The sequence below is a fragment of the Acetonema longum DSM 6540 genome (assembly GCF_000219125.1).
In the GTDB taxonomy this organism is placed as follows: domain Bacteria; phylum Bacillota; class Negativicutes; order Sporomusales; family Acetonemataceae; genus Acetonema; species Acetonema longum.
The window spans coordinates 1-20,082 of the sequence record NZ_AFGF01000098.1; the positions used below are offsets into that span (position 1 = coordinate 1).

18 protein-coding genes are annotated in these 20,082 nt (G+C 52.9%); 1 reads left to right on the forward strand and 17 read right to left on the reverse strand.

Going from position 1 to position 20,082, the window contains the following annotated elements:
- Positions 1 to 84 precede the first annotated feature (84 nt).
- From ALO_RS10935 to ALO_RS10950, 4 genes are all read right to left on the reverse strand, one after another.
- Positions 85 to 2,601 carry a DUF2339 domain-containing protein gene (locus ALO_RS10935; protein ID WP_004095693.1) on the reverse strand — a complete coding sequence of 839 codons (2,517 nt, stop codon included), beginning with the start codon at positions 2,599 to 2,601 and terminating at the stop codon, positions 85 to 87.
- A gap of 248 nt (positions 2,602 to 2,849) precedes the next feature.
- Entirely contained in the window at positions 2,850 to 4,343 is a 1,494-nt protein-coding gene (locus tag ALO_RS10940; protein ID WP_004095697.1) for a DUF4153 domain-containing protein, read from the reverse strand.
- 10 nt (positions 4,344 to 4,353) lie between these two features.
- Positions 4,354 to 4,584: a helix-turn-helix domain-containing protein gene (locus ALO_RS10945; protein WP_004095699.1), complete on the reverse strand. Its 231-nt coding sequence runs from the start codon at positions 4,582 to 4,584 to the stop codon at positions 4,354 to 4,356.
- A gap of 13 nt (positions 4,585 to 4,597) precedes the next feature.
- On the reverse strand, positions 4,598 to 5,059 hold the full coding sequence (locus ALO_RS10950) for a DUF2975 domain-containing protein (protein WP_004095700.1): 462 nt from the start codon (positions 5,057 to 5,059) through the stop codon (positions 4,598 to 4,600).
- Between the two features lie 51 nt (positions 5,060 to 5,110).
- Between ALO_RS10950 and ALO_RS10955 the strand changes: the two genes are divergently transcribed.
- Positions 5,111 to 5,344 (forward strand): hypothetical protein, encoded by a 234-nt coding sequence (locus tag ALO_RS10955; RefSeq protein WP_004095703.1) that lies wholly within the window; start codon positions 5,111 to 5,113, stop codon positions 5,342 to 5,344.
- Between the two features lie 77 nt (positions 5,345 to 5,421).
- On the opposite strand, the gene smpB is transcribed toward ALO_RS10955, so the two are convergent.
- The 13 genes from smpB to ALO_RS11025 all read right to left on the reverse strand — a co-directional run bounded on the left by smpB (position 5,422) and on the right by ALO_RS11025 (position 19,996).
- Entirely contained in the window at positions 5,422 to 5,895 is a 474-nt protein-coding gene (smpB, locus tag ALO_RS10960; RefSeq protein ID WP_004095705.1) for an SsrA-binding protein SmpB, read from the reverse strand.
- A gap of 127 nt (positions 5,896 to 6,022) precedes the next feature.
- Positions 6,023 to 7,738, reverse strand: coding sequence for a phosphoenolpyruvate--protein phosphotransferase (gene ptsP / locus ALO_RS10965; RefSeq protein ID WP_004095706.1), 1,716 nt, complete (start codon positions 7,736 to 7,738; stop codon positions 6,023 to 6,025).
- Positions 7,739 to 7,793: 55 nt separating this feature from the next.
- Positions 7,794 to 8,696, reverse strand: coding sequence for a DUF4349 domain-containing protein (locus ALO_RS10970; RefSeq protein ID WP_004095710.1), 903 nt, complete (start codon positions 8,694 to 8,696; stop codon positions 7,794 to 7,796).
- Positions 8,697 to 8,710: 14 nt separating this feature from the next.
- The gene (gene rnr / locus ALO_RS10975) at positions 8,711 to 11,038 is read right to left on the reverse strand and encodes a ribonuclease R (protein WP_004095711.1); all 2,328 of its coding nucleotides are present in this window, start codon (positions 11,036 to 11,038) and stop codon (positions 8,711 to 8,713) included.
- Between the two features lie 16 nt (positions 11,039 to 11,054).
- Positions 11,055 to 11,453: a PaaI family thioesterase gene (locus ALO_RS10980; RefSeq protein WP_004095712.1), complete on the reverse strand. Its 399-nt coding sequence runs from the start codon at positions 11,451 to 11,453 to the stop codon at positions 11,055 to 11,057.
- A 28-nt stretch (positions 11,454 to 11,481) separates the two neighbouring features.
- The gene (locus tag ALO_RS10985; protein ID WP_004095713.1) at positions 11,482 to 12,249 is read right to left on the reverse strand and encodes an alpha/beta hydrolase; all 768 of its coding nucleotides are present in this window, start codon (positions 12,247 to 12,249) and stop codon (positions 11,482 to 11,484) included.
- Between the two features lie 231 nt (positions 12,250 to 12,480).
- Positions 12,481 to 12,711 (reverse strand): preprotein translocase subunit SecG, encoded by a 231-nt coding sequence (gene secG, locus ALO_RS10995; protein ID WP_004095716.1) that lies wholly within the window; start codon positions 12,709 to 12,711, stop codon positions 12,481 to 12,483.
- 198 nt (positions 12,712 to 12,909) lie between these two features.
- Positions 12,910 to 14,196, reverse strand: coding sequence for a phosphopyruvate hydratase (gene eno / locus ALO_RS11000; protein ID WP_004095719.1), 1,287 nt, complete (start codon positions 14,194 to 14,196; stop codon positions 12,910 to 12,912).
- 133 nt (positions 14,197 to 14,329) lie between these two features.
- A complete protein-coding gene (gpmI, locus tag ALO_RS11005) occupies positions 14,330 to 15,892 on the reverse strand; it encodes a 2,3-bisphosphoglycerate-independent phosphoglycerate mutase (RefSeq protein WP_004095721.1) in 1,563 nt (520 codons plus the stop codon).
- Between the two features lie 14 nt (positions 15,893 to 15,906).
- Positions 15,907 to 16,659, reverse strand: a complete 753-nt coding sequence (tpiA, locus tag ALO_RS11010; RefSeq protein ID WP_004095724.1) for a triose-phosphate isomerase — start codon at positions 16,657 to 16,659, stop codon at positions 15,907 to 15,909.
- Between the two features lie 4 nt (positions 16,660 to 16,663).
- Positions 16,664 to 17,857 (reverse strand): phosphoglycerate kinase, encoded by a 1,194-nt coding sequence (locus ALO_RS11015; RefSeq protein ID WP_004095726.1) that lies wholly within the window; start codon positions 17,855 to 17,857, stop codon positions 16,664 to 16,666.
- A gap of 54 nt (positions 17,858 to 17,911) precedes the next feature.
- Complete coding sequence (gene gap / locus ALO_RS11020) at positions 17,912 to 18,919, reverse strand: type I glyceraldehyde-3-phosphate dehydrogenase (protein WP_004095732.1); 1,008 nt, start codon at positions 18,917 to 18,919, stop codon at positions 17,912 to 17,914.
- 42 nt (positions 18,920 to 18,961) lie between these two features.
- Positions 18,962 to 19,996 carry a sugar-binding transcriptional regulator gene (locus ALO_RS11025; protein WP_040293211.1) on the reverse strand — a complete coding sequence of 345 codons (1,035 nt, stop codon included), beginning with the start codon at positions 19,994 to 19,996 and terminating at the stop codon, positions 18,962 to 18,964.
- Positions 19,997 to 20,082: the final 86 nt, after the last annotated feature.

Here is a 20,082-nt window from a genome sequence, read left to right on the forward strand (position 1 = left end):
GAGGCTGTAAGTTGATTGGGATTCCTAGCATAAAATTTTATGAAGGCTTTTAAATTACATTAATTATTTTTTTACAGAAATACCCTACATGTTTTTGCCATGGCCATTATCTCCCCTGCCGCTTTTCAACCGCTGGTAGAGATAGGATATTCCCAGAAGAACGAAGCCAAAGCAAAAGTAAGCCAGTATCTGATTGAATGAAGTCAGGAAGGCCAAATCAAAAATAAACAATTTAGTGGTGGATAGCAGCGCCAATCCCAGCCCCACCCTCCGCACATAGGCGTATTTACGGTGAAAACCGTAGTGAATAGCCGCTAAAGCGGCGAACAAATAGATTAGACTAAAAGCCAGGTTGGTACTGCCTAAGTTAAATTGTGTAGTCAGGAAAGCCGTAATATTACCGAGGAGAACAAGCAGCATCGCCAAAGGATAGATTTCCAGGTTCAGGTAGTGCTGTTTAAGCACCAGGGGCACAACTTCCCGCACGATGAGAAGGACCAGCAAATTATAGAAGACAAGCGCCGCCAGGGCGCAATATTCAGAGGCGTCGCCGTCCGACAGCCTCTTCATTACAGGGATGGTCAGGTTGATGTAGCCACACAGCAGGACAGCCAGCCCATACTGCCCCAAACTGAAATAGTACACAACCTTATCCATTACCAGCGGCAGCCGGGGCAGAATATAAGCCATTGCCAACGTGACCGCCGCCACGAGAATATGCCTGTAGAAATAGGCTTGATAACCGGCAGGCGCCACAAAATCGAAGAGTCGTGAGCTGAGGTAAATCAGGTAAAACCATACATTAACGATGGTGAAGTATTTGAACCAGTGAATTTTCTCCCAATAGCGGCCATAGAGACTTATCCCGCGCTTCAGGTCAACGAGGTATACGCCTGTCACCGCCACCATGCCGGTGATTACCGCAAAATACTTTAGATCAAAGTAGTGACCGTTTCGGCCGAAGCACCAGTCGAACAGATAAAAGGCTACCAAACATAATCCGAATAGAAGCCATCCTGATCTTTCCAGACGATCCTGATTATTTTTCCGGCCATAAATTATGAGCACTATGCCTTCCACCAGCCAGCCAAGCGACAGCCAGCGTACGCCAAACTGGAACGGGACCATTAATACCGCAAAGGTTACGGCGGTAGCATAAAAGAGCACCCGCGTATATTGCTCGGCTGGCATCTTTCGGTCTACCAGTCTGGCCAGGCCGGCATAGATCAGGCAAAATCCAAGGGCCAACAGACCATTATACCCCGACCAGCCGGCGGTTTTGAATAAACCATACAGAACCGTGCAGCTTGTCATCGTGTTTATGCCCAGAAGGATTACGTCAGCCCGCCTCAGGCCCTGCCGGTATGTAAGCGGATAAGCAAGCGTAATCCCCAGATAGGTTGCAAACGAAGCCGTCGCATACAAAATACCGACGTGCGCGCTGACGGCGCCATGCACGAGATAGAGCAGCGACGGTAAGTGAAACAGCATGCTCACGTAATTGACAGTGATCCATTTCTGCCGGAAGGAAACAAGCATTACAGACAAATTAAGCAAGAAGAGATATCCCATTGCTGCATAGTAGGTGTCCCCCTGGAAGCCGAACGCAAGCAGGTAGGAGAAAAAGGGCAGGTAACCGCCGATCAGACCCAAAGCGCAGATCGTTTGCGACCTGTATCTAACCGCCAGTGCCACTGCCGTTGCGGTAACGAGGACAGACAACCCTATCCCGGTATACAGGCCGATTATTTTCAATAAGAAATAACTATAAAAAATACCGCAATACAAGACCGCGACGCCGCCCCCCAGAAGTCCGGCGGCAAAGATATCCTTGCCCTTTCGCCAAGTCCATTCACCGGCGGCCGACAGTCCCCCGCCAAGAAGAAAGATCATGGCGCCCTTCATATATGCGTTGAGCCAGGCGGTAAAACTATATTTTGCCGCTGCGCCAACGCCGAACAATATCAGGAGAATCCCAAGCTTGTTGACCCAGTTGAGGCCGATTTTCATCTCAATTTCGTTCTGCTTGATCCGCTTTTCGATTATTTCCGGGCTGACCGCCTCAGCGCCAAGCTCGTCCAGCCGCTGATAATAATTCTCCGCTCTCTTGGCCATCGCGGCGCCGAATCCTTCACGCCGCCTGTGAACCGCCTCCTGCACCCGCTCGGCGCAACCGGCTAAATCTGTGGCAACGGCCGCCAAATCATCATTGAGGTTATTCAGCGCCTTCACCTTGAGTGCGTCAATCTCCGCCATAGCCTGCTTTTCGGCGGCGGTCAAACGATTATCAAAGCTTTTTTCTGCGCCGGCGAAGTAAGTCTGCAGTTTTTCCCGGGAAACCTTGAGGATGTTCAGCTTTTCGTCAAGAATCTGTTCCTGAAGGCTTAACCGCAATTGGCGGTTCTCCTGAGCCACCTTGCCATAGCGTTTTTCCAGCGCTTCAAAACGTTCCTTAGCCTCTGTCAGCTCACTGCGGAGCGACTCGTTTTCCTGCATAGCATCCATATCTTTTACTTGCTGTAATAAACGTTCATATTCCCGGAGTAATTCTTGCTGGCGCTGCCGCAGAATTTCCAGCGAGATTCCAATTTCCGTTTTCATCCTGATCCCTCCTCAACCAAATAGTTTTCAGACTAACGCTTTGATTTGAACCCTTAATTCTTCAAGCCCCGGAAGCAGTTGGTTAACATTTGTTAACCATAGTGTAGTATCTTTTCATATAATTGTCAAGCGGCGCTATAAAAAATGACATTGCAACCCAGCGATTTAGCAACAACTTTTTTATGAAAAGAATAAGCCCCTCTTCCGGCTGAAAGGACGGAAAATGGGCCGTTACACAGCATTATGCCTTAGAACTGCTGAGCGCTTAATCCTTGCAAAGTATCGCGTGCACGCTGTTCAGACAAGTTATAACCCTGCCAATTGCTGCTGTCGAAAGTCTTTAAGCTTTTTAGGATGATTTGCTCTCTGGCCGTTTGCTGTATGAGCGGGTCCGATGCTTTGGTCAACTCCGCCAAATAAGGTAAAGCGTCATAGGATAATCCGGCCATATAGCAGACGTCTATCACACCTGTCCGGTAAAAGCGTTCCATATTTTTTCTGGCTATGAGTGTGTCCACATTGACATAGTTTATCAGCACATAGGCAGCCAGACCAATCACAATATACCATTTGGCAAGATTGATTCCAGCCCGCCAGACCTTATAGCCGGTTACGCATAACATTACAAATATCATTGCCATGAAACTGTGAGTAAAAAACCTCAGGTAAGTATAGCCATAGCTCTCTTCATACAGCGTCATCCTGAAATGAGCTGAAAACAGCATGACAAAAGTGCTGAATATAAGAAGGCTGTTTAGCCACTGCAAAGTTAAAGCCGCTCTGTGACCCGGCGTCACCGTAAAGCGAATGACTCCCAGGACAATGCCCGCATTGATCAGAGCTACGGCGACGAGTTCAAAAAAACCTCTTCTGGCATAATCCGCATAACTTAGTCCGGATGGCAAAACATTGGAAAAGCTGCCAAATAAGTAGGAAAACTGGATGCTGCAGAATATAAGGTACACCGAGGAAAGAACGCAGAGGCCGCTTATAACGACAATCGCATCCAACTTTCTTGTCCCGGCTGTATCAGGCGCCGGCTCGGTCCCAAGGCTAAGCTGCCAGATAAAGCTGAAGGCCATAGGTGTAATCAACCCGATCAGCAAAGCATGTTTAACAACTTCTTCAATGCTTATTTCTTGCAGAAAATAACTGATGTAAAAACTGAACACAGGGTCCGCCGAAGCAAGCAGAACCAGCACGACAATAAGAAAAGGGAAGGAAAAAATAATCCCCAGGATCACTTTGCGCCAAACTGAGCGGCTGCCAATATCGTTTTCCCGGCGCGCCAGAGCCCCTATCAGGACGAATGGCTTCCTGACATGCCGAAGGGGACTGACAATCAAATGGCCGCAGATCTCTTTCAGGAAACCGAAACAAAACCATTCGCGGCTGTTATTCCCGGTGACCAGCAGTATGTGCGCCACAAGCAGGATTGGCACGGCGATAGAATTGATGCAGCGAAAAACTTCATTGGTGAAAAATAACCGGGTCAAGGCAAGGGCGATAAGCGGAAAAAGCAAAAACCAGCCGAAGCTCCATTCCTTAACCAGCATCTTCCTTGCATTGCCATAGACAACAGACAGCATAATGAAGATAAAGACAGGATAAGATACGCCGACATAGGGCTGAGCTATTAAAATATCGTAGCCTATTGCCAGAATCGCCGAGCCAGCCAGTATAGCAAGATTTTCGCCAGTTACCAGGCGGCCAGTGTCTTGTTCTTGTTTACCCGTAAACATACGACCCCTCCTAACCTTGATCTGTCCCTTGTTGCTCATCCTCAACATATTCCAGTATGTCACCGGGCTGACAATGCAGCGCGCGGCAGATGGCTTCCAGGGTGGAAAACCGGATCGCTTTAGCCTTGTTGTTTTTGAGAATGGAAAGGTTCGCCAAAGTCAGGTCCACCTTGCCGGCAAGATCCGAGAGCCCTATTTTTCGTTTAGCCATCATAACATCCAGATTCACTACTATTGCCATCTTCATTGCCTCGCTATATCGTAAGGTCGTATTCTTCTTTGACGTCGACCGCCTGCCTGAAAAGCTCGGAAAAAACCAGACCGGCGAGGCCGAATACCAAAAAAGCAACTGCGACGATAATGGTCAGAAAGCTGATATAAAAGAAGATCTTGATGATATAAGCCGCCGATATTAAAAGCGCCAATACGGCTATCCGCTTAAGGCTGATCACGTTTGGCCGCTGAAAGGGATTGTGTTCGTTGATTCTGAGAAAGATTTGCCGCAGTTCGAAAACCATGCCCAGCCCCAGCAGGCCAGTCCCGAACAAAAAAACGAGCAAAAACCAATAGTTTTCACCCGACGTCCATATTGTGTTTTCGAAACCCCGCTTAAGGGCGAACGGCAAGCCGGCAACAGAAGCCGCCCCAACGGCAAGAACGATATCCAGCAGATATTTTACGGCGCCGGAAACGCCTTTTTCGCTAACAATTTGCACGATAGTAACCTCCCCGCTTTGTTCATGTCTTTATTTTACACCAGGAGAATTATGAATTTCAATATATTTTTATTGTTAATCGATAAAAATATATTGAAATTCATTATATCGAAAAAGACAGCGGCGAGGCGGATCATCCGCGTTGAAGCCGCCGGGACGCAGATCCCGGCAGTGCAGGGAACCAAACCTTTTTTTGAATTCGTACGCATATCGATAGCACAGCGCCACGATTTCGATTGCAAGACAGTCACAGTACATCTTGAAGGCGTAGACCTGCGGCAATAGGCGGGCGCTTAAAATGAAAAGGCGGCGATACACCAGTACTTTAGCTGATGTATCGCCGCCTCGGCTTTGAGGGTTTTCTACTCTTTTTGCCTTTCCCGGAACGCCCGGTCCATCTCCCGCTTAGCATCCCGTTCGGCGATATCGTCCCGCTTGTCGTAAAGTTTTTTGCCGGTAGCCAGGGCCAGGTCCACCTTGACCTTGCCCCGGCTGAAATATAGCTTAAGGGGAACCAGGGCATAGCCTTTTTCCCGTACCTTGCCGATGAGCTTGTTGATTTCAAACCGGTGCAGGAGCAGTTTGCGGGTGCGCAGCGGCTCATGGTTGAAGCGGTTGCCCTGTTCATAAGGACTGATATGCAGATTGTGGAGAAACACTTCGCTATTCTCCACCCTGGCATAACTGTCTTTTAAGTTGGCCTTGCCGGCCCTCAGTGATTTTACTTCCGTGCCGGTCAGTACGATACCGGCCTCATAGGTTTCATGGATATGGTAGTCGTGTCTGGCTTTGCGGTTTTCCGCCGCGATTTTGATTGCTTTAGGGGCTTTATCCACCGCTCTCACCTCCTCGGGGACTCCTCTGCGTCACTTCTCTAATTGTGCGCAATCAGCTCTGAAAGCATCTTTCCCGCAACAACATTGTACTGTATATGATAGCGAAACTTTGGCAATCCGTCAATTTTTAATAATTTTGCAGGATGGCTTTGACTTCGTCATGAGTGGCGCAGTCTAAAATGCGAGATACCAGGGAGTCAGCCTCGCCGGGGGCAAAGGGCAACCCGGCCAGTTTGCGGCGGACTTTGGGCAGTTGTCCGGGAGCCATGCTGAGTTCGTCAATGCCTAAGGCCGCGAAAAATGGGGGCAGCAGCGGATCACCGCCGGCCTCGCCGCAGATGCCGGTCCAGACTCCCCTGGCTTTAGCGGCTTGACTGACGCGGGCGATCAGTCCCAGCACCGCCGGATGATAGGGTTGATTCAGAGAGGCCAAGGCACTATTCTCCCGGTCTACCGCCAGGGTATACTGAGTCAGGTCATTGGTGCCAATGCTGAAAAAGTCCACTTCCTCCGCCAGTTTGTCCGCTATCCAGGCGGCCGAAGGGATTTCGATCATTATTCCCACCTGCAGGCTGCCCACCGGATAACCGTTAGTCAGTACCGCCTGCCGGGCTTGCTCCAGATAATCTTTGGCCTGACGCAGTTCTTCCCGGGCGGCAATCATCGGAAACATAACCGCTGCAGGACCAGCCGCCGAAGCCCTCCAGATAGCCCGGAGCTGGGTCATAAGCAACTCCGGCCGTTCAAAACAAAGCCTGAGAGCCCGTACCCCCAGAAAAGGATTGGATTCCCTGGGCAGGTTCAAAGCCGGCGCCTGTTTGTCGCCGCCGATGTCCAGGGTGCGGATGATCGTAAGATGGGGGGAACAGGCGGCGATGACTTGTCGATAGGCCTCAGTTTGTTCTTCTTCACTGGGCAGTGTATTACCCATAAATAAAAATTCCGTGCGGTAGAGTCCGATTCCCTGACCCTGAAATTTCTCGACAAAAGGCAGGTCTGTCGGACTGCCGATATTGGCCGCCAAAACAAACTGCTTCAGCCAGGGGGAATCCTCACCCGCTTTGTCTTCCACAGCCTGCAGGCCTTCATTTTTTCCAGCCTGCAGGGCGTATTCCGCCGCTTCGACAGGTTCTACCCAGCCTTCTTCGCCGTCCAGGCGGGCGGCAAAAAGACCGGCTAGTTCCTGCCATGATTGGGACAGGCCAATTACAGCCGGAATGCCGTAGGTGCGGGCCAGAATGGCGGCATGGGAAGTCTTCCCCCCTTTTTGCACAATGAAACCCGCCACCCGGTCTTTGGGCAAGGCGATGGTCTGGGCCGGAGTCAATTCCGGAGCAACAACAATATAGTCACCTATTGCCGGGAAATGGGCCTGACCCTTGCTGCCTGTCAAATGTTCCAGGATCTGCCGGGCCACGTCTTTGACATCGGTAGCCCGTTCCCGGAAATACTCGTCATCCAGGCTTTCCAGCATGGCCACCGATTCTGCCGTTACATCCGTTACAGCCTTCCGGGCCGTAATGCTGAAGGAAGCGATCCGGGACCGGGCTTCCCCGATGAAAGCCGGATCATCCAGCAGGGCGGCATGAGCGGCAAAAATCTGGGCAACCTTTTCTCCCTGTTCGTTTTTTACCTGGGCCTCTAAGGCCAGCAACGCCTGCCGGGTTTTTTCTACCGCCTCGGCCAGGCGGTGTTGTTCAGCGGTAAAGTCAACCGGGCCTTCTGCTTCAATGCTGAATTCGTTCTGGGATGCCGGTGGCTCCATGACCCATACTTTGGCCAAGGCCAGGCCGGCTGATGCGCCGATTCCCTGCCAACGGTTTTTGATAGCGGCTACTGCCATATTTTCTCTTCTCCCTCCGGTTCTATTTCAGGTCTTTCCGGTCATCATCCGGAATTTACAAAGACGGCGGCTTGATCTGATCCTGCTTTGCCGCCTTTTTGCCCTGAATCAGGGCTTTTATTTTATGCCGTCCCAGCCATACCAGAGCCCCAAGCACGATCAGAGGCAACAGCCCGATAGCGAAAACGATCGTGCCCAGCACAGTCTCTCCGGCCATTTCCATTCCCTCATTCAATGCGCCGATGAGCTTGCCGCCAAAACCGGGGGCAGCCGTCAGGCTTACTTCACGAATGGTAAGATGGATGGTCGACATTTCAATCCGATTATTCATAGCCTTCAGCTTAGCCTGGGCCGACTCCAGCTGAGTGCGGACCCGGGTCAGTTCATTCTCCACCTTGAGGATCTCATCCACAGTGGCGGCCCGGTTTAAAATCTCCCGCAGGCGGACTTCCTGACGTCGCATATTCTCCAGGCGGGCATTAACATCAATATATTCTTCTGTAACATCCTGGGCCGAAATATTTTTATGCCGCACAACGCAATTAGGCAGGCTGCTGACAGCATCCACTGTTTCCTTCAGTTTTCCCTGGGGGATCCGCAGGGTGTACGCGCCGTGGCGCAAGCCGCTGCCGGTCAGGCTGATGTTGATATTGTTAACATCCCCCTGGCGTTCGGCGATCAGAGCCAGAACCATCTTTTCCAGATCTTCCGGCTTACTGGTCTCAAGACCAAGGGTGGCTGATTCGATGATTTTTTTCTCCACTTCAGCCTGCGGGGAGACCCCTCCCCGGTTATCCGCCGCGGTTGCCGCAATTTTCTTCTGGTCTATCTTCTGATCCACCGGACGAGCAGGAGCACTTTCATCTTTTATGCCGGGATTCGCACTGCAGCCCAACAAGATTGCCATCAGGAGCATGATTGCCGCACCGGCGATTCCCGTGCGCAAACGAATATTCATGCTGCAACCCCCTGTTATTTTTTCGGTTTACGCCCCGCTTTGCTTTTGGCTTTTTTTGCTTTATCGGCTTTAACCGGCGCAGACTCGGTCTTATGGCTCTGATTGGCCTGTTTATCTGATTTGCCGGTTTGACCTGTTTTTCCTATTTTACCTTTTTTACTTTTTTCGCCTCTGCCTCTGGTTTTTTTCTCCGCCGGCAGACTGCGCTGGTTGCGCGCCGTTTCAGATGTCAGGGCAAAATCAATGGTGCGGGTTTCCTGGTTGACTTTGATTACCTTAATCTGAACCGGATCGCCCAAACGGTATATTTTTCGGCTGCGTTCACCGATCAGGGCATATTGATCCTCTATATATTGATAATAGTCATCATCCATGGAAGATACGTGGACCAGTCCCTCCACGCCATTTTCCAGTTCGATAAACAGGCCGAAGGCTGTAACCCCGCTGATAATGCCGGGATATTCCTCGCCCACAAACTGTTCCATGTATTCGACTTTCTTTAAATCCACCGATTCCCGTTCGGCTTCAGCCGCCGCCCTCTCCCGCTCCGAGGAATGAAAGGCGATTTCCGGCAGGATTTCCTCCAGCTTTTTGCGGCGCTTAGGAGTCAGGCCTCCGGTTTTCAGGGTTTCATGCACCAGTCGATGCACGATTAAATCCGGATAACGGCGGATCGGCGAAGTAAAATGAGTGTAATACTCGGCAGCCAGCCCAAAATGGCCTAAGTTGTCGGCTTCATAGCGAGCCTGTTTCATAGACCGCAGCACAATGGTAGAAATAATCTTTTCCTCAGGGGTGCCGGCAATTTTTTGCAAGACTTTTTGCAGGGCCATAGGCTCCACTTCTTCGGTATTGACCAGCTTCAGGTCAAAGTTGTGAAGCAGCACGTTCAGCCTGGTTATTTTCTCACTTTCCGGTTCCTCGTGAATACGGTAAAGAGAAGGAATTTTCAGATTCGACAAGTGCTCGGCTACCGCTTCATTGGCGGCCAGCATAAATTCCTCAATAATTGACTCGGCAATAGTACGAACCCGCTTCACCAGTTCCAGGGGTTTTCCCTTCTCATCCAGCTTAACCTTGATCTCGGGAAAATCAAAGTCAATGGCGCCGCGGCGCATCCGTTTATCACGCAAAATGCGGCACAAGCGTTCCATCTCCTCCAGATGAGCCACCTGATGCCGGTATTGGTTCCTCAGTTCGCTTTCCGGTTCGGTCAGAATACTCCGGACGACGGTGTAGGTCAGGCGGTCCTTGACCCGGATAACGGCGGGAAACAACTCATAGTGCACCACTTGTCCCCGTTCATTGATCTCCATATGAATTGACAGGCCCAACCGGTCCTGACCGGCATTCAGGCTGCAGATGCCGTTGGAGAGACGGGGCGGCAGCATGGGCAGGACCCGGTCCACCATATAAACGCTGGTGCCCCGTTGGCGGGCCTCCTTGTCCAGCGCCAGGCCTTCCCGGACGTAATGGCTGACATCGGCAATGTATACGCCCAGAAGGTAGTTGCCATTGGACTGCCGTTCCACATATACGGCATCATCCAAATCCTTGGCATCCTCACCGTCAATGGTAACAATGGGTAAATGCCGCAGGTCCCGCCTTCCGGAAATTTCTTCCGGGCTGATTGTTTCCGGCGCCTCAGAAGCTGCCCGTAATACCGGTTTGGGGAAATCCTCGGACAGATTGTGCCGCTTTAAAATGGACAGGACTTCAATACCGGGATCGCCGGACTTGCCAAGGATTTCGACGATTTTCCCCTCGGCGCTTTTGTGTTTTTCCGGCCACTTGACAATCTCGGCAACCACTTTCATGCCGCTTTTGGCGCTGCCGGCCTCGTCTTTAGGAATAAAAATGTCGTTGGTAATGCGGATGTCATCAGGGATCACGAAACCAAAATTCCGGCTGGATTCAAAGGTTCCGACAATTCGCTGATTGGCCCGTTCTACAATGCGGATGACTTCCCCTTCCCGCTTTTTATCCGGCCCGGTTTTATGGGTGTGAACCCGGGCGACGACCCGGTCATTGTGCATGGCGGAAGCCAGTGAACCGGATGAAATAAATACATCCGGCTCATCGGGATTTTCCGAAATGACAAAGCCAAACCCCTTGTGATTAATCGCCAGCCTGCCTACCACCAGGTTCATCTTTTCCGGCAGACCGTATTTGCCGTAGCGGGTCTTGATGACACCGGCATCGGCTTCCAGCCGGCCAAGCTCGGCAAAGAACGCATTGAGTTCTTTGCCGCTAACCTGCATCTGGGCCGCCAGATCGTCGGCCAGCAGCGGTCGGTAAGCCTCGTGCCGCATAAAGGTCAATATTTTTTCCTTTAAATCCATAAATTAATTCACATCCTCAAACAATCGCAAGTATCGCCTTGCCTTCGGCAGTGACGGTTCCATCGGGCAGGGAAATTTCGCCGGCCATCTCGTACATCGTTCTTTTCTGGCCCACGATCCGTCCCTGGATCTTTAATTCCCGGCCAATGGGAGTAGGCGCCCGGAAACGCACTTCCAGCTTGGCGGTAACGGCATAAAGCCCCTTGGAGTAAAGATAACCGCCCATAATTTCATCCAACAGGGTGCTGACCAAACCGCCATGCATGACGCCGTCATAGCTTTGATGCTCCGGCCCGGGGGTAAATCTGGCTACATATGTATCATTCTCCTCCCGGAAAGTCAGTTTTAACCCGATCGGATTTTTCGGTCCGCAGGCAAAACAATGTTGGTTGCGATCTTCTGTATTTGTATTCATTGTTTATTTTCTCCTCTGGCAGATCATCTCAGTCATTGAATTGGATTGAATTCATTCCGGGTTCCGGTTCGGATAAGAAAGAGGCTATTGCCGTAAAAACGGTATGGCGTTCATTGTCCAGCGTCACGATATGGCCGGAACGGGTCAGCCAGACAATCTTTTTTTCTCTGCTGCCAGCCCGCTCCAGGATATGGACGGCGCTGCGGGGGCATACCGTATGTTCCGCTTTAGACTGCACAATCAGCAAAGGGGCTGTTAACCGGGGCAGCACAGTATCCACCTGCCCAATAAGATCCAGAAGGCTGGCCAGGCTGGTCAAAGGCGTCCGGTCATAGCCCACGCTATAAATAGGATCCACGTTCAGAGGGCGGCGGCGTTTGGGAACATACTGCCGCACCACCCGGTACAGGGGCAGCCATTTCAGGCGTTTGTCGGCAATATAGATCGGCGCGCTCAGGGCAGTCACGGTTTTCACCGGATATTCCGCCGCCAGTTTAAGAGCCAGGAGCCCTCCCATGGAAAGGCCCGCCACCGAAACCTCCCGGCATAGACCCCGTAAGACATGATAGGCGTCTTCTACCGCTCCGTACCAATCCATCCAGCGGGTCTGGGCCATGTGAGACGGGCTGGTTCCATGACCAGGCAACCGCGGGGCCAATACCGTATAGCCTTCTTTCTGCAGGCTTTCTCCCAACAAGCGCATTTCCGAGGGAGAACCGGTGAAACCATGCACCAGCAGGATGCCATGCTCGCCTCCCGGCAGCAGGAAAGGCTCTGCGCCTTTTAAGATGGCCAAGCTTGTCCCTCCTACCCGCTATGGTTATTTTTAGCTTTTATGGCTTCATTATAGCGGTTATCGGCTGTAAAGTCAAAAAACGCCGGGCTTCCCCGGCGCTTTTCAAATGTTATGTTAATGAAGGTAAGATTTTGGGGGAGATGATTTTCGCAGCCCGTATATATGGAAAAATCGGCGAAAAATCGCCGATTTTGCGAATCTGAAACTGGAGAATCTCATCTCCGCATAAATCTATTGGGTCATCCTGACTAAAACCAGGGTAACCGCAGCAAACAAAATACCAATCACCATTGTCGCCTTGGCTAACAATTCGTCAAGCCCTTTGCGCTTACCGCCAAACAGCGTTTCAGCGCCGCCGGCGATGGAGCCGGACATGCCGGCGCTTTTGCCGGACTGGAGCACGACTACGCCAATCAGGGCAATCGCCAGAATGGCATCAAGGATCATCAATGCTGTAACCACTTTACCTAACACCCCCACCCACTTGTACCATAACATTGTATCACAGCATACCATAAATGAGCAATTATTTTCATTATATACTGATAGTATTGTTTCAGTCTTCAAAAAAAATTATGCCCACATCCGGTTTTACATAAACAAGCCGGGCAATCCTTGAGTTGCCCGGCTTGTCTGTCCGCTAATAACGGGATATGCGGATTATTTTTTGAGATTGTAGAAAACTTCCCGTCCCCGGTATTGGGCCAAGGGCCCCAGTTCTTCCTCAATGCGCAGGAGCTGGTTGTATTTGGCGACCCGGTCGGTGCGGGCCGGCGCCCCGGTTTTGATTTGTCCGGCATTGACAGCCACGGCAATGTCGGCAATGGTGGCGTCTTCGGTTTCCCCCGACCGGTGGGAGATGACGCAGGTATAGCCGGCCCGTTTGGCCATTTCAATGGCATCGAAGGTCTCGGTCAGGCTCCCGATCTGGTTGACTTTGACCAGAATGGAGTTAGCAATGCCCTCCTTGATACCCCGGCTTAGACGGGTGGTATTGGTGACAAACAGGTCGTCGCCTACCAGCTGGATCTTGCCGCCCAGCCGCTTGGTCAACAGGGCCCAGCCTTCCCAGTCGTCTTCGGCCAGACCGTCTTCCAGGGAAATGATCGGGTATTTTTCGGCCAGTTGGGCATAGTATTCTACCATCTGCTCCGGAGTCTTGACCACTCCTTCGCCGGCCAGATTATACTTGCCGTCCTGATAGAATTCGGTGCTGGCGGCGTCAATGGCCAGGAATATCTGCTCGCCCGGCTTATAGCCGGCTTTTTCCACGGCGCTCAGGATTACCTGAATGGCTTCCTCGTTGGAGGCCAGATTCGGGGCAAAGCCGCCTTCATCGCCAATAGCGGTGGCCAGTCCCCGGTCCTTTAATACTTTTTTCAGGGAATGATAAATTTCGGCGTTCATGCGCAAAGCTTCGGCGAAAGACTTAGCTCCCACCGGCATGATCATGAATTCCTGGATATCCACATTATTGTCGGCATGCTTGCCGCCATTGAGGATGTTCATCATCGGCACCGGCAGCTGTTTGGCGTTAATGCCGCCCAGGTACTGGTACAGGGACATGCCTAAAGAGCCAGCGGCAGCCTTAGCCACTGCCATGGATACTCCCAGGATGGCGTTAGCCCCCAGTTTGGCCTTATTGGGAGTGCCGTCCAGTTCCAGCATGGCCTGGTCCACCCCGATCTGATCCAGAGCATCCATGCCGACGATTTCCGGAGCAATGAGGCTATTCACATTGTCTACGGCTTTCAGTACGCCTTTGCCCAGGTAGCGGCTTTTGTCATCATCCCGCAGTTCTATGGCCTCGTAAGCGCCGGTAGAGGCGCCGGAGGGAACGGCCGCCCGTCCCATGGTGCCGTCTTCCAGCAACACATCCACTTCTACGGTAGGATTGCCGCGGGAATCCATGATTTCACGGGCAAAAATATCAGTAATCGTTGTCATTGTATCTCCTCCTGATATGTAATTTTTCAACCTGGGTTCTGGTGCAAAACCCATCTGCAGCCTCGAAACCGTGACCGTTCAAAAGGTCCAGATGCATCAAGGGGACGGTTCTTTTGATGCGATACTGCCTCTATCATTTCTGTGGGGTGTTACCCTGCACGATTAGGCTCGTGCCGCTCATGTCCGCCGGCTCTGCGATGCCGGCCAATTCCAGGATCGTAGGCGCGATGTCGGCCAACATGCCGTCAGGACGCAGCTTGCGGCCCCGGTGCATCTCCGAAACCAGGATCACGGGCACTGCATTGGTGGTATGAGCCGTATAGGGCTCGCCGGTTTCAGGATCCGTCATCATTTCGGCATTGCCGTGGTCAGCGGTAATCAGGGTGATTCCGCCCCTGTCCCGCATGGCGTCCACCACCTTGCCTACGCAAAGGTCCACTGTGGCCACCGCTTTGACAGCAGCCTCCAGCTTGCCGGTATGGCCCACCATATCGCAGTTGGCGAAGTTTAGGATAATAAGATCATATTTGCCGGCGCGAATATCCTCCAGGACCTTTTCCGTCACCTCGGAGGCGCTCATTTCCGGCTGAAGGTCGTAAGTGGCCACCTTGGGCGATGGAATCAGCTGCCGGTCTTCCCCTTCAAACGGCTGTTCTTCGCCGCCGTTGAAAAAATAGGTCACATGGGCGTATTTCTCAGTCTCAGCGATGCGCAGCTGCCGCAGGCCCTGACGGCTGAAGATTTCTCCCAGGGTATTTTTTAAAAGCTGCGGCTTATAGGCTACCGGCACATCCAGGGTCTCGTCATACTGGGTCATGGTGGCGAAATGGACCGGGAAAAAGCCCTGACGGCGTTTGAACCCGTCAAATCCTTCGTCCACAAACACTCTGGTCAGCTGCCGGGCCCGGTCAGGCCGGAAGTTGAAAAAGATGACGCCGTCGCCGGCCTTGATTTGGCAGTCGCCGCAGCCGTCAATCACCGTAGGCAGGACAAACTCATCGGTTTCGCCCCGCTGGTAGGCCTGTTGGATGGCCTCGACAGCGCTGCCGGCATGCAAGCCTTCCCGGCATACCAGGGCATCATAGGCTTTTTCCACTCGCTCCCAGCGTTTGTCCCGGTCCATAGCATAATAGCGGCCGGAAATGGTAGCGATACGCCCCAGGCCGATCCGGGCCATGGCCGTTTCCAGGCGGCCGGTATATGTCTGTGCCACAGACGGCGGCACATCCCGGCCGTCGAGGAAAGCATGGACATACACTTGCTTCAGGCCTTTTTGTTTGGCCAGTTCCAGCAAAGCGATCAGGTGCTCGATATGGCTGTGAACGCCTCCGTCAGACAGCAGACCCATCAGGTGCAAAGCGCCATGACCGGCTTGGGTCTGGTCCATAGTGCCGCACAGCACCGGATTGGCAAAGAAATCGCCGTCCCGGATGGCTTTTGAGATCCGGGTCAGCTCCTGATATACAATGCGCCCGGCGCCGATATTCAGGTGTCCCACCTCGGAGTTTCCCATCTGGCCGGCAGGCAGGCCTACCGCCTCGCCGGAGCAGGCCAGGGAGGCCGAAGGATAGAGTTCGGACAACAGAGTCACATGGGGCGTACCGGCGTGGACGATAGCATTGCTGGGATCATCCTTTCTGCCAATGCCCCATCCGTCCATAATCACCAGCGCAATGGGATGCTGTAGTGTACTCATTTTGCAACAGACTCCTAACGATAATTTATAATTTTGGCGAAAGCTGCTGCGTCCAAACTGGCGCCGCCTACCAGTGCGCCGTCGATATCGGGCTGGTCCATGAGCTCGGCAATATTGTCGGCTTTCACGCTGCCCCCGTATTGAATGCGTACTTTCGCGGCGCTGTCCTGCCCGAATATTCCGGCCACCGTGCGGCGGATAAAAGCGCAGACGCCGTTGGCGTCCTGGGCCGAGGCCGTCCGTCCGGTACCGATGGCCCAAACCGGCTCATAGGCGATGACCAGTTGGGTGACCTGCCCGGACTCCAGGCCCTCTAAGCCGCCTTTCACCTGCCGGCCCACTACCGCTTCGGTCTGACCGGCTTCCCGTTCCTCCAGGGTTTCCCCTACGCACAGAATCGGCGTCAGACCTTGCTGCAGAGCAGCTTTCGCCTTATGATTCACTCCCTGATCCGTCTCGGCGAAATACTGCCGCCGTTCGGAATGGCCGATAATCACATAACGGCATCCCGCGTCCTGCAGCATGGCCGGTGACACCTCACCGGTATAAGCCCCCTGCTTTTCCCAGTGCATATTCTGGGCCCCCAGCCCGATCCCGCTGCCGGCAAGAGCCTGGCCGGCCTCGTGCAGGGCGGTAAAGTTGGGGCAAACGACAACCTCCGCTTTCGAAGTGTCGAATTTTATCTCACGCAATTCCCGGATAAAATCCAGGGATTCCCGAACTGTTTTGTGCATCTTCCAATTCCCGGCAATGATTGGTTTACGCATGAAATCACCCCTGTTCTTGGTCGGCTAAAGCCGCCACCCCGGGAAGCACCCGTCCTTCAAGAAATTCTAAGGAAGCGCCGCCGCCGGTGGAAATATGGCTGATCTTGCCGGCCAGCTTAGTTTTTTCCAAAGCAGCGATGGAGTCTCCGCCGCCTACCACGCTGGTAGCGCCGGAAGCCGCCACTGCCTTGGCCACTGCCTCGGTGCCCTTGGCGAAGGCATCGAATTCAAATACACCCATGGGACCGTTCCAAACGACTGTTTTCACCTCGGCCAAAGTTCTGGCGAAAGCCTCCTGGCTGGCAGGCCCGATATCCAGGGCCATCCATTCCGCCGGGATGCTGTCTACCGCTACAACTTTATGCTGGGCATCGGCCGCAAACTTCTCGGCCGCCGTCACATCACTGGGCAGCAGCAGCTTCACGCCGCAGGCATTGGCTTTTTCCAGCAGGGATTTAGCCAGATCAAGCTTATCCTCTTCCACCAGGGACTTGCCCATAGCATAGCCCTTGGCGGCTAAAAAGGTATTAGCCATGCCGCCGCCGATGATCAATGTGTCTACTTTGGTCAGCAGATTTTCGATGACGCCGATCTTGTCGGATACCTTTGCCCCTCCGATAATGGCGGCAAAGGGATGCTTCGGCGCGTTCAGCACATCGTTCAGGTACATCAGTTCTTTTTCCATCAGGAAGCCGGCCACGGCCGGGATATATTGGGTAATGCCTTCCACCGAAGCATGGGCCCGGTGGGATACGCCAAAGGCATCGTTCACCAGAATATCGGCCAAGCCGGCCAGTTTTTTGGCAAACTCGGCGTCGTTCTCTTCCTCTTCTTTATGAAACCGCAGATTCTCTAATAAGAGGACCTGACCAGGCCGGAGCGCTTTAGCGGCATCTTCCACCAGCGGTCCCACACACTCGGAGACAAATAAAACCTGACGGCCTAACAGCTGAGACAGCCTGGGCACCAGCGCCTCCAGGGAAAATTCCGCATTGGGCTTGCCTTTGGGTCGCCCCATGTGACTGGCCAGAATGACGGCGGCATTTTTCTCCAATAAAAACTCCAGGGTATTCAATGTAGCCCGGATTCGGGTATCATCGGTGATTTTGCCTTCTTTGTCCATCGGTACGTTGTAGTCCACCCGCACCAGAACCTTTTTACCGCCAACCCATACATCTTTCAATGTTTTCTTATGCACGGATAATCCTCCTAAAGGGGGCCCAACCGGGCCCCATCTTCTCGATATGGTCTTTTATAACCCTTTGCTTGCCATAAAGGTTACCAGGTCCACTACCCGGTTGGAATAGCCCCATTCGTTATCATACCAGGACACCACCTTGGCCATGGTGCCTTCCACCACCATGGTGGACTGTCCGTCAACAATGGAAGAGTGGGGATTGCCGTTGAAATCCTTGGAAACCAAGGGTTCGTCGGTATAAGCCAGAATGCCTTTCAGTTCGCCGTTTGCGGCGTCTTTCATGGCTTTATTGATTTCTTCGGCCGTAGCGGGTTTCTCCAGTTCCACCGTCAGGTCGGTAATAGATACGTTGGGAGTCGGCACCCGCATGGCAAAGCCGTTGAGTTTGCCCTTGAGCTCGGGCAGAACCAGCGAAACCGCTTTGGCGGCGCCGGTAGTGGTCGGGATAATGGAGAGAGCGGCGGCCCGGGCCCGGCGCAGATCCTTATGGGGCAGATCCAGGATCTGCTGGTCATTGGTGTAGGAGTGAACAGTGGTCATCAAACCATGTTTAATGCCGAATTTCTCATGGAGTATTTTGGTGAAGGGAGCCAGGCAGTTGGTGGTGCAGGAAGCATTGGAAATGATGTGATGCTTGGCCGGCTCGTATTTTTTCTCGTTGACGCCCAGTACGATCGTAATGTCTTCCCCTTTGGCCGGGGCTGAGATAATCACCTTTTTCGCGCCGGCCTTGATGTGGGCGGCGGCCTTGTCAGCATCGGTGAAGCGGCCGGTGGATTCGATTACGACCTGGATGCCCAGGTCTTTCCAGGGAAGGCTGGCGGGATCTTTTTCCGCCAATACCTTAATAACCTTGCCGTTGACCAGGATATTGCCGCCTTCGGCTTTTACCTCGGCGTCCAGGGTGCCATGAATCGAGTCATACTTTAACAGATGCGCCAGCGTTTCAGCATCGGTCAGATCATTCACAGCCACGATTTCCACCGCCGGATTGTTGAGAGCCGCCCTGAATACATTGCGGCCAATGCGGCCAAACCCGTTAATACCTACTTTTGTCGACATAATAAACCCTCCCAAATTTTCTGATTGTATTTTTCTTAATGGTTACGCTGATGTCGGATGTATAATCATCTGAATGGCTCTGGCAGCCGCTTCATCGACCACCAGAACATCCTGGCTGCCGGCATGGGCTACGGCCACGATGGCGGCGGCTTTGGCAGCCCCTCCGGCCACGGCGATCACCATGCCGATTTCAGCCAGATCATTCAGTTTCAACCCTAAACTGCTGGTCACATGGACGATTTTTCCGTCCAGGGTGCAATAATGCCCCAGAGCTTCCCCGGCGGCACCCTGCTCCAGAATCTGCCGCCTGAGTTCCTTCCTGATTCCCCGTCTTTCGGCCATGCGACCGGCCTGGCCGATACTATAGATCAGGATATCGGCGCGTTTGATCCGGTCCACCACGGCACGCATGGGAGAATCGCCGGTAAGGACGGTTTCCAGGGCTTCTTCGCTCAATCCGTCGTGAATGTGCAGCAGGCGGTATTTACCGCCCAGATTATTGGCCATCACCGCCGCAACGGTATTGGCCTGATACTCTACCTGTTCGCCTAAGCCCCCCCGGGCCGGCACCACCAGGGTTTGAGGCGCCGATACCGTCAGGGCCTCGGCCACATTAGCCATGGTAGAGCCGCCGCTGACGGCGATGGTCAAAGGTCTGCCCAGTTGTTGGCTCAGCACCGAGGCCGCCGCCCGGCCCAGCTCTTTGGCCACCATGTTGTTGGTCTCACTGTCGCCGGGGATAATGACCACCGTTCCGACTGACAGCGCCTGCGCGATCTCCTGCTCCAACACGGTCAGTCCATGAAGCTGGCGGATGTATTCCGCCAGCTCGGCAAGAATAGCCTGCCCCGATTCGGTTATTGTCATGCCCAGCGGCGAGAAATCCACCAGTCCGGCATTTTTCAGGAAATCCACCTGGGCCCTGACCACTCTTTCACCGGTATCCAGAGTAGCGGAGAGAGACCGGCGTCCTACGGGCTGGGCATGGTAAATATGCCGCAGAATATTGTATCTTTCTTCAAATATCGCAATGAGTTCAGGCGCAATCTTCCGATGCAGCCGGATGATCATTTCCATGCTTTTCTCCCAGGGATGTTTTTTGTCCCGCCGGTACATATTTTGTCCCGTAAATATTAGAAAAAACGAATTATTTGTTTTATAAC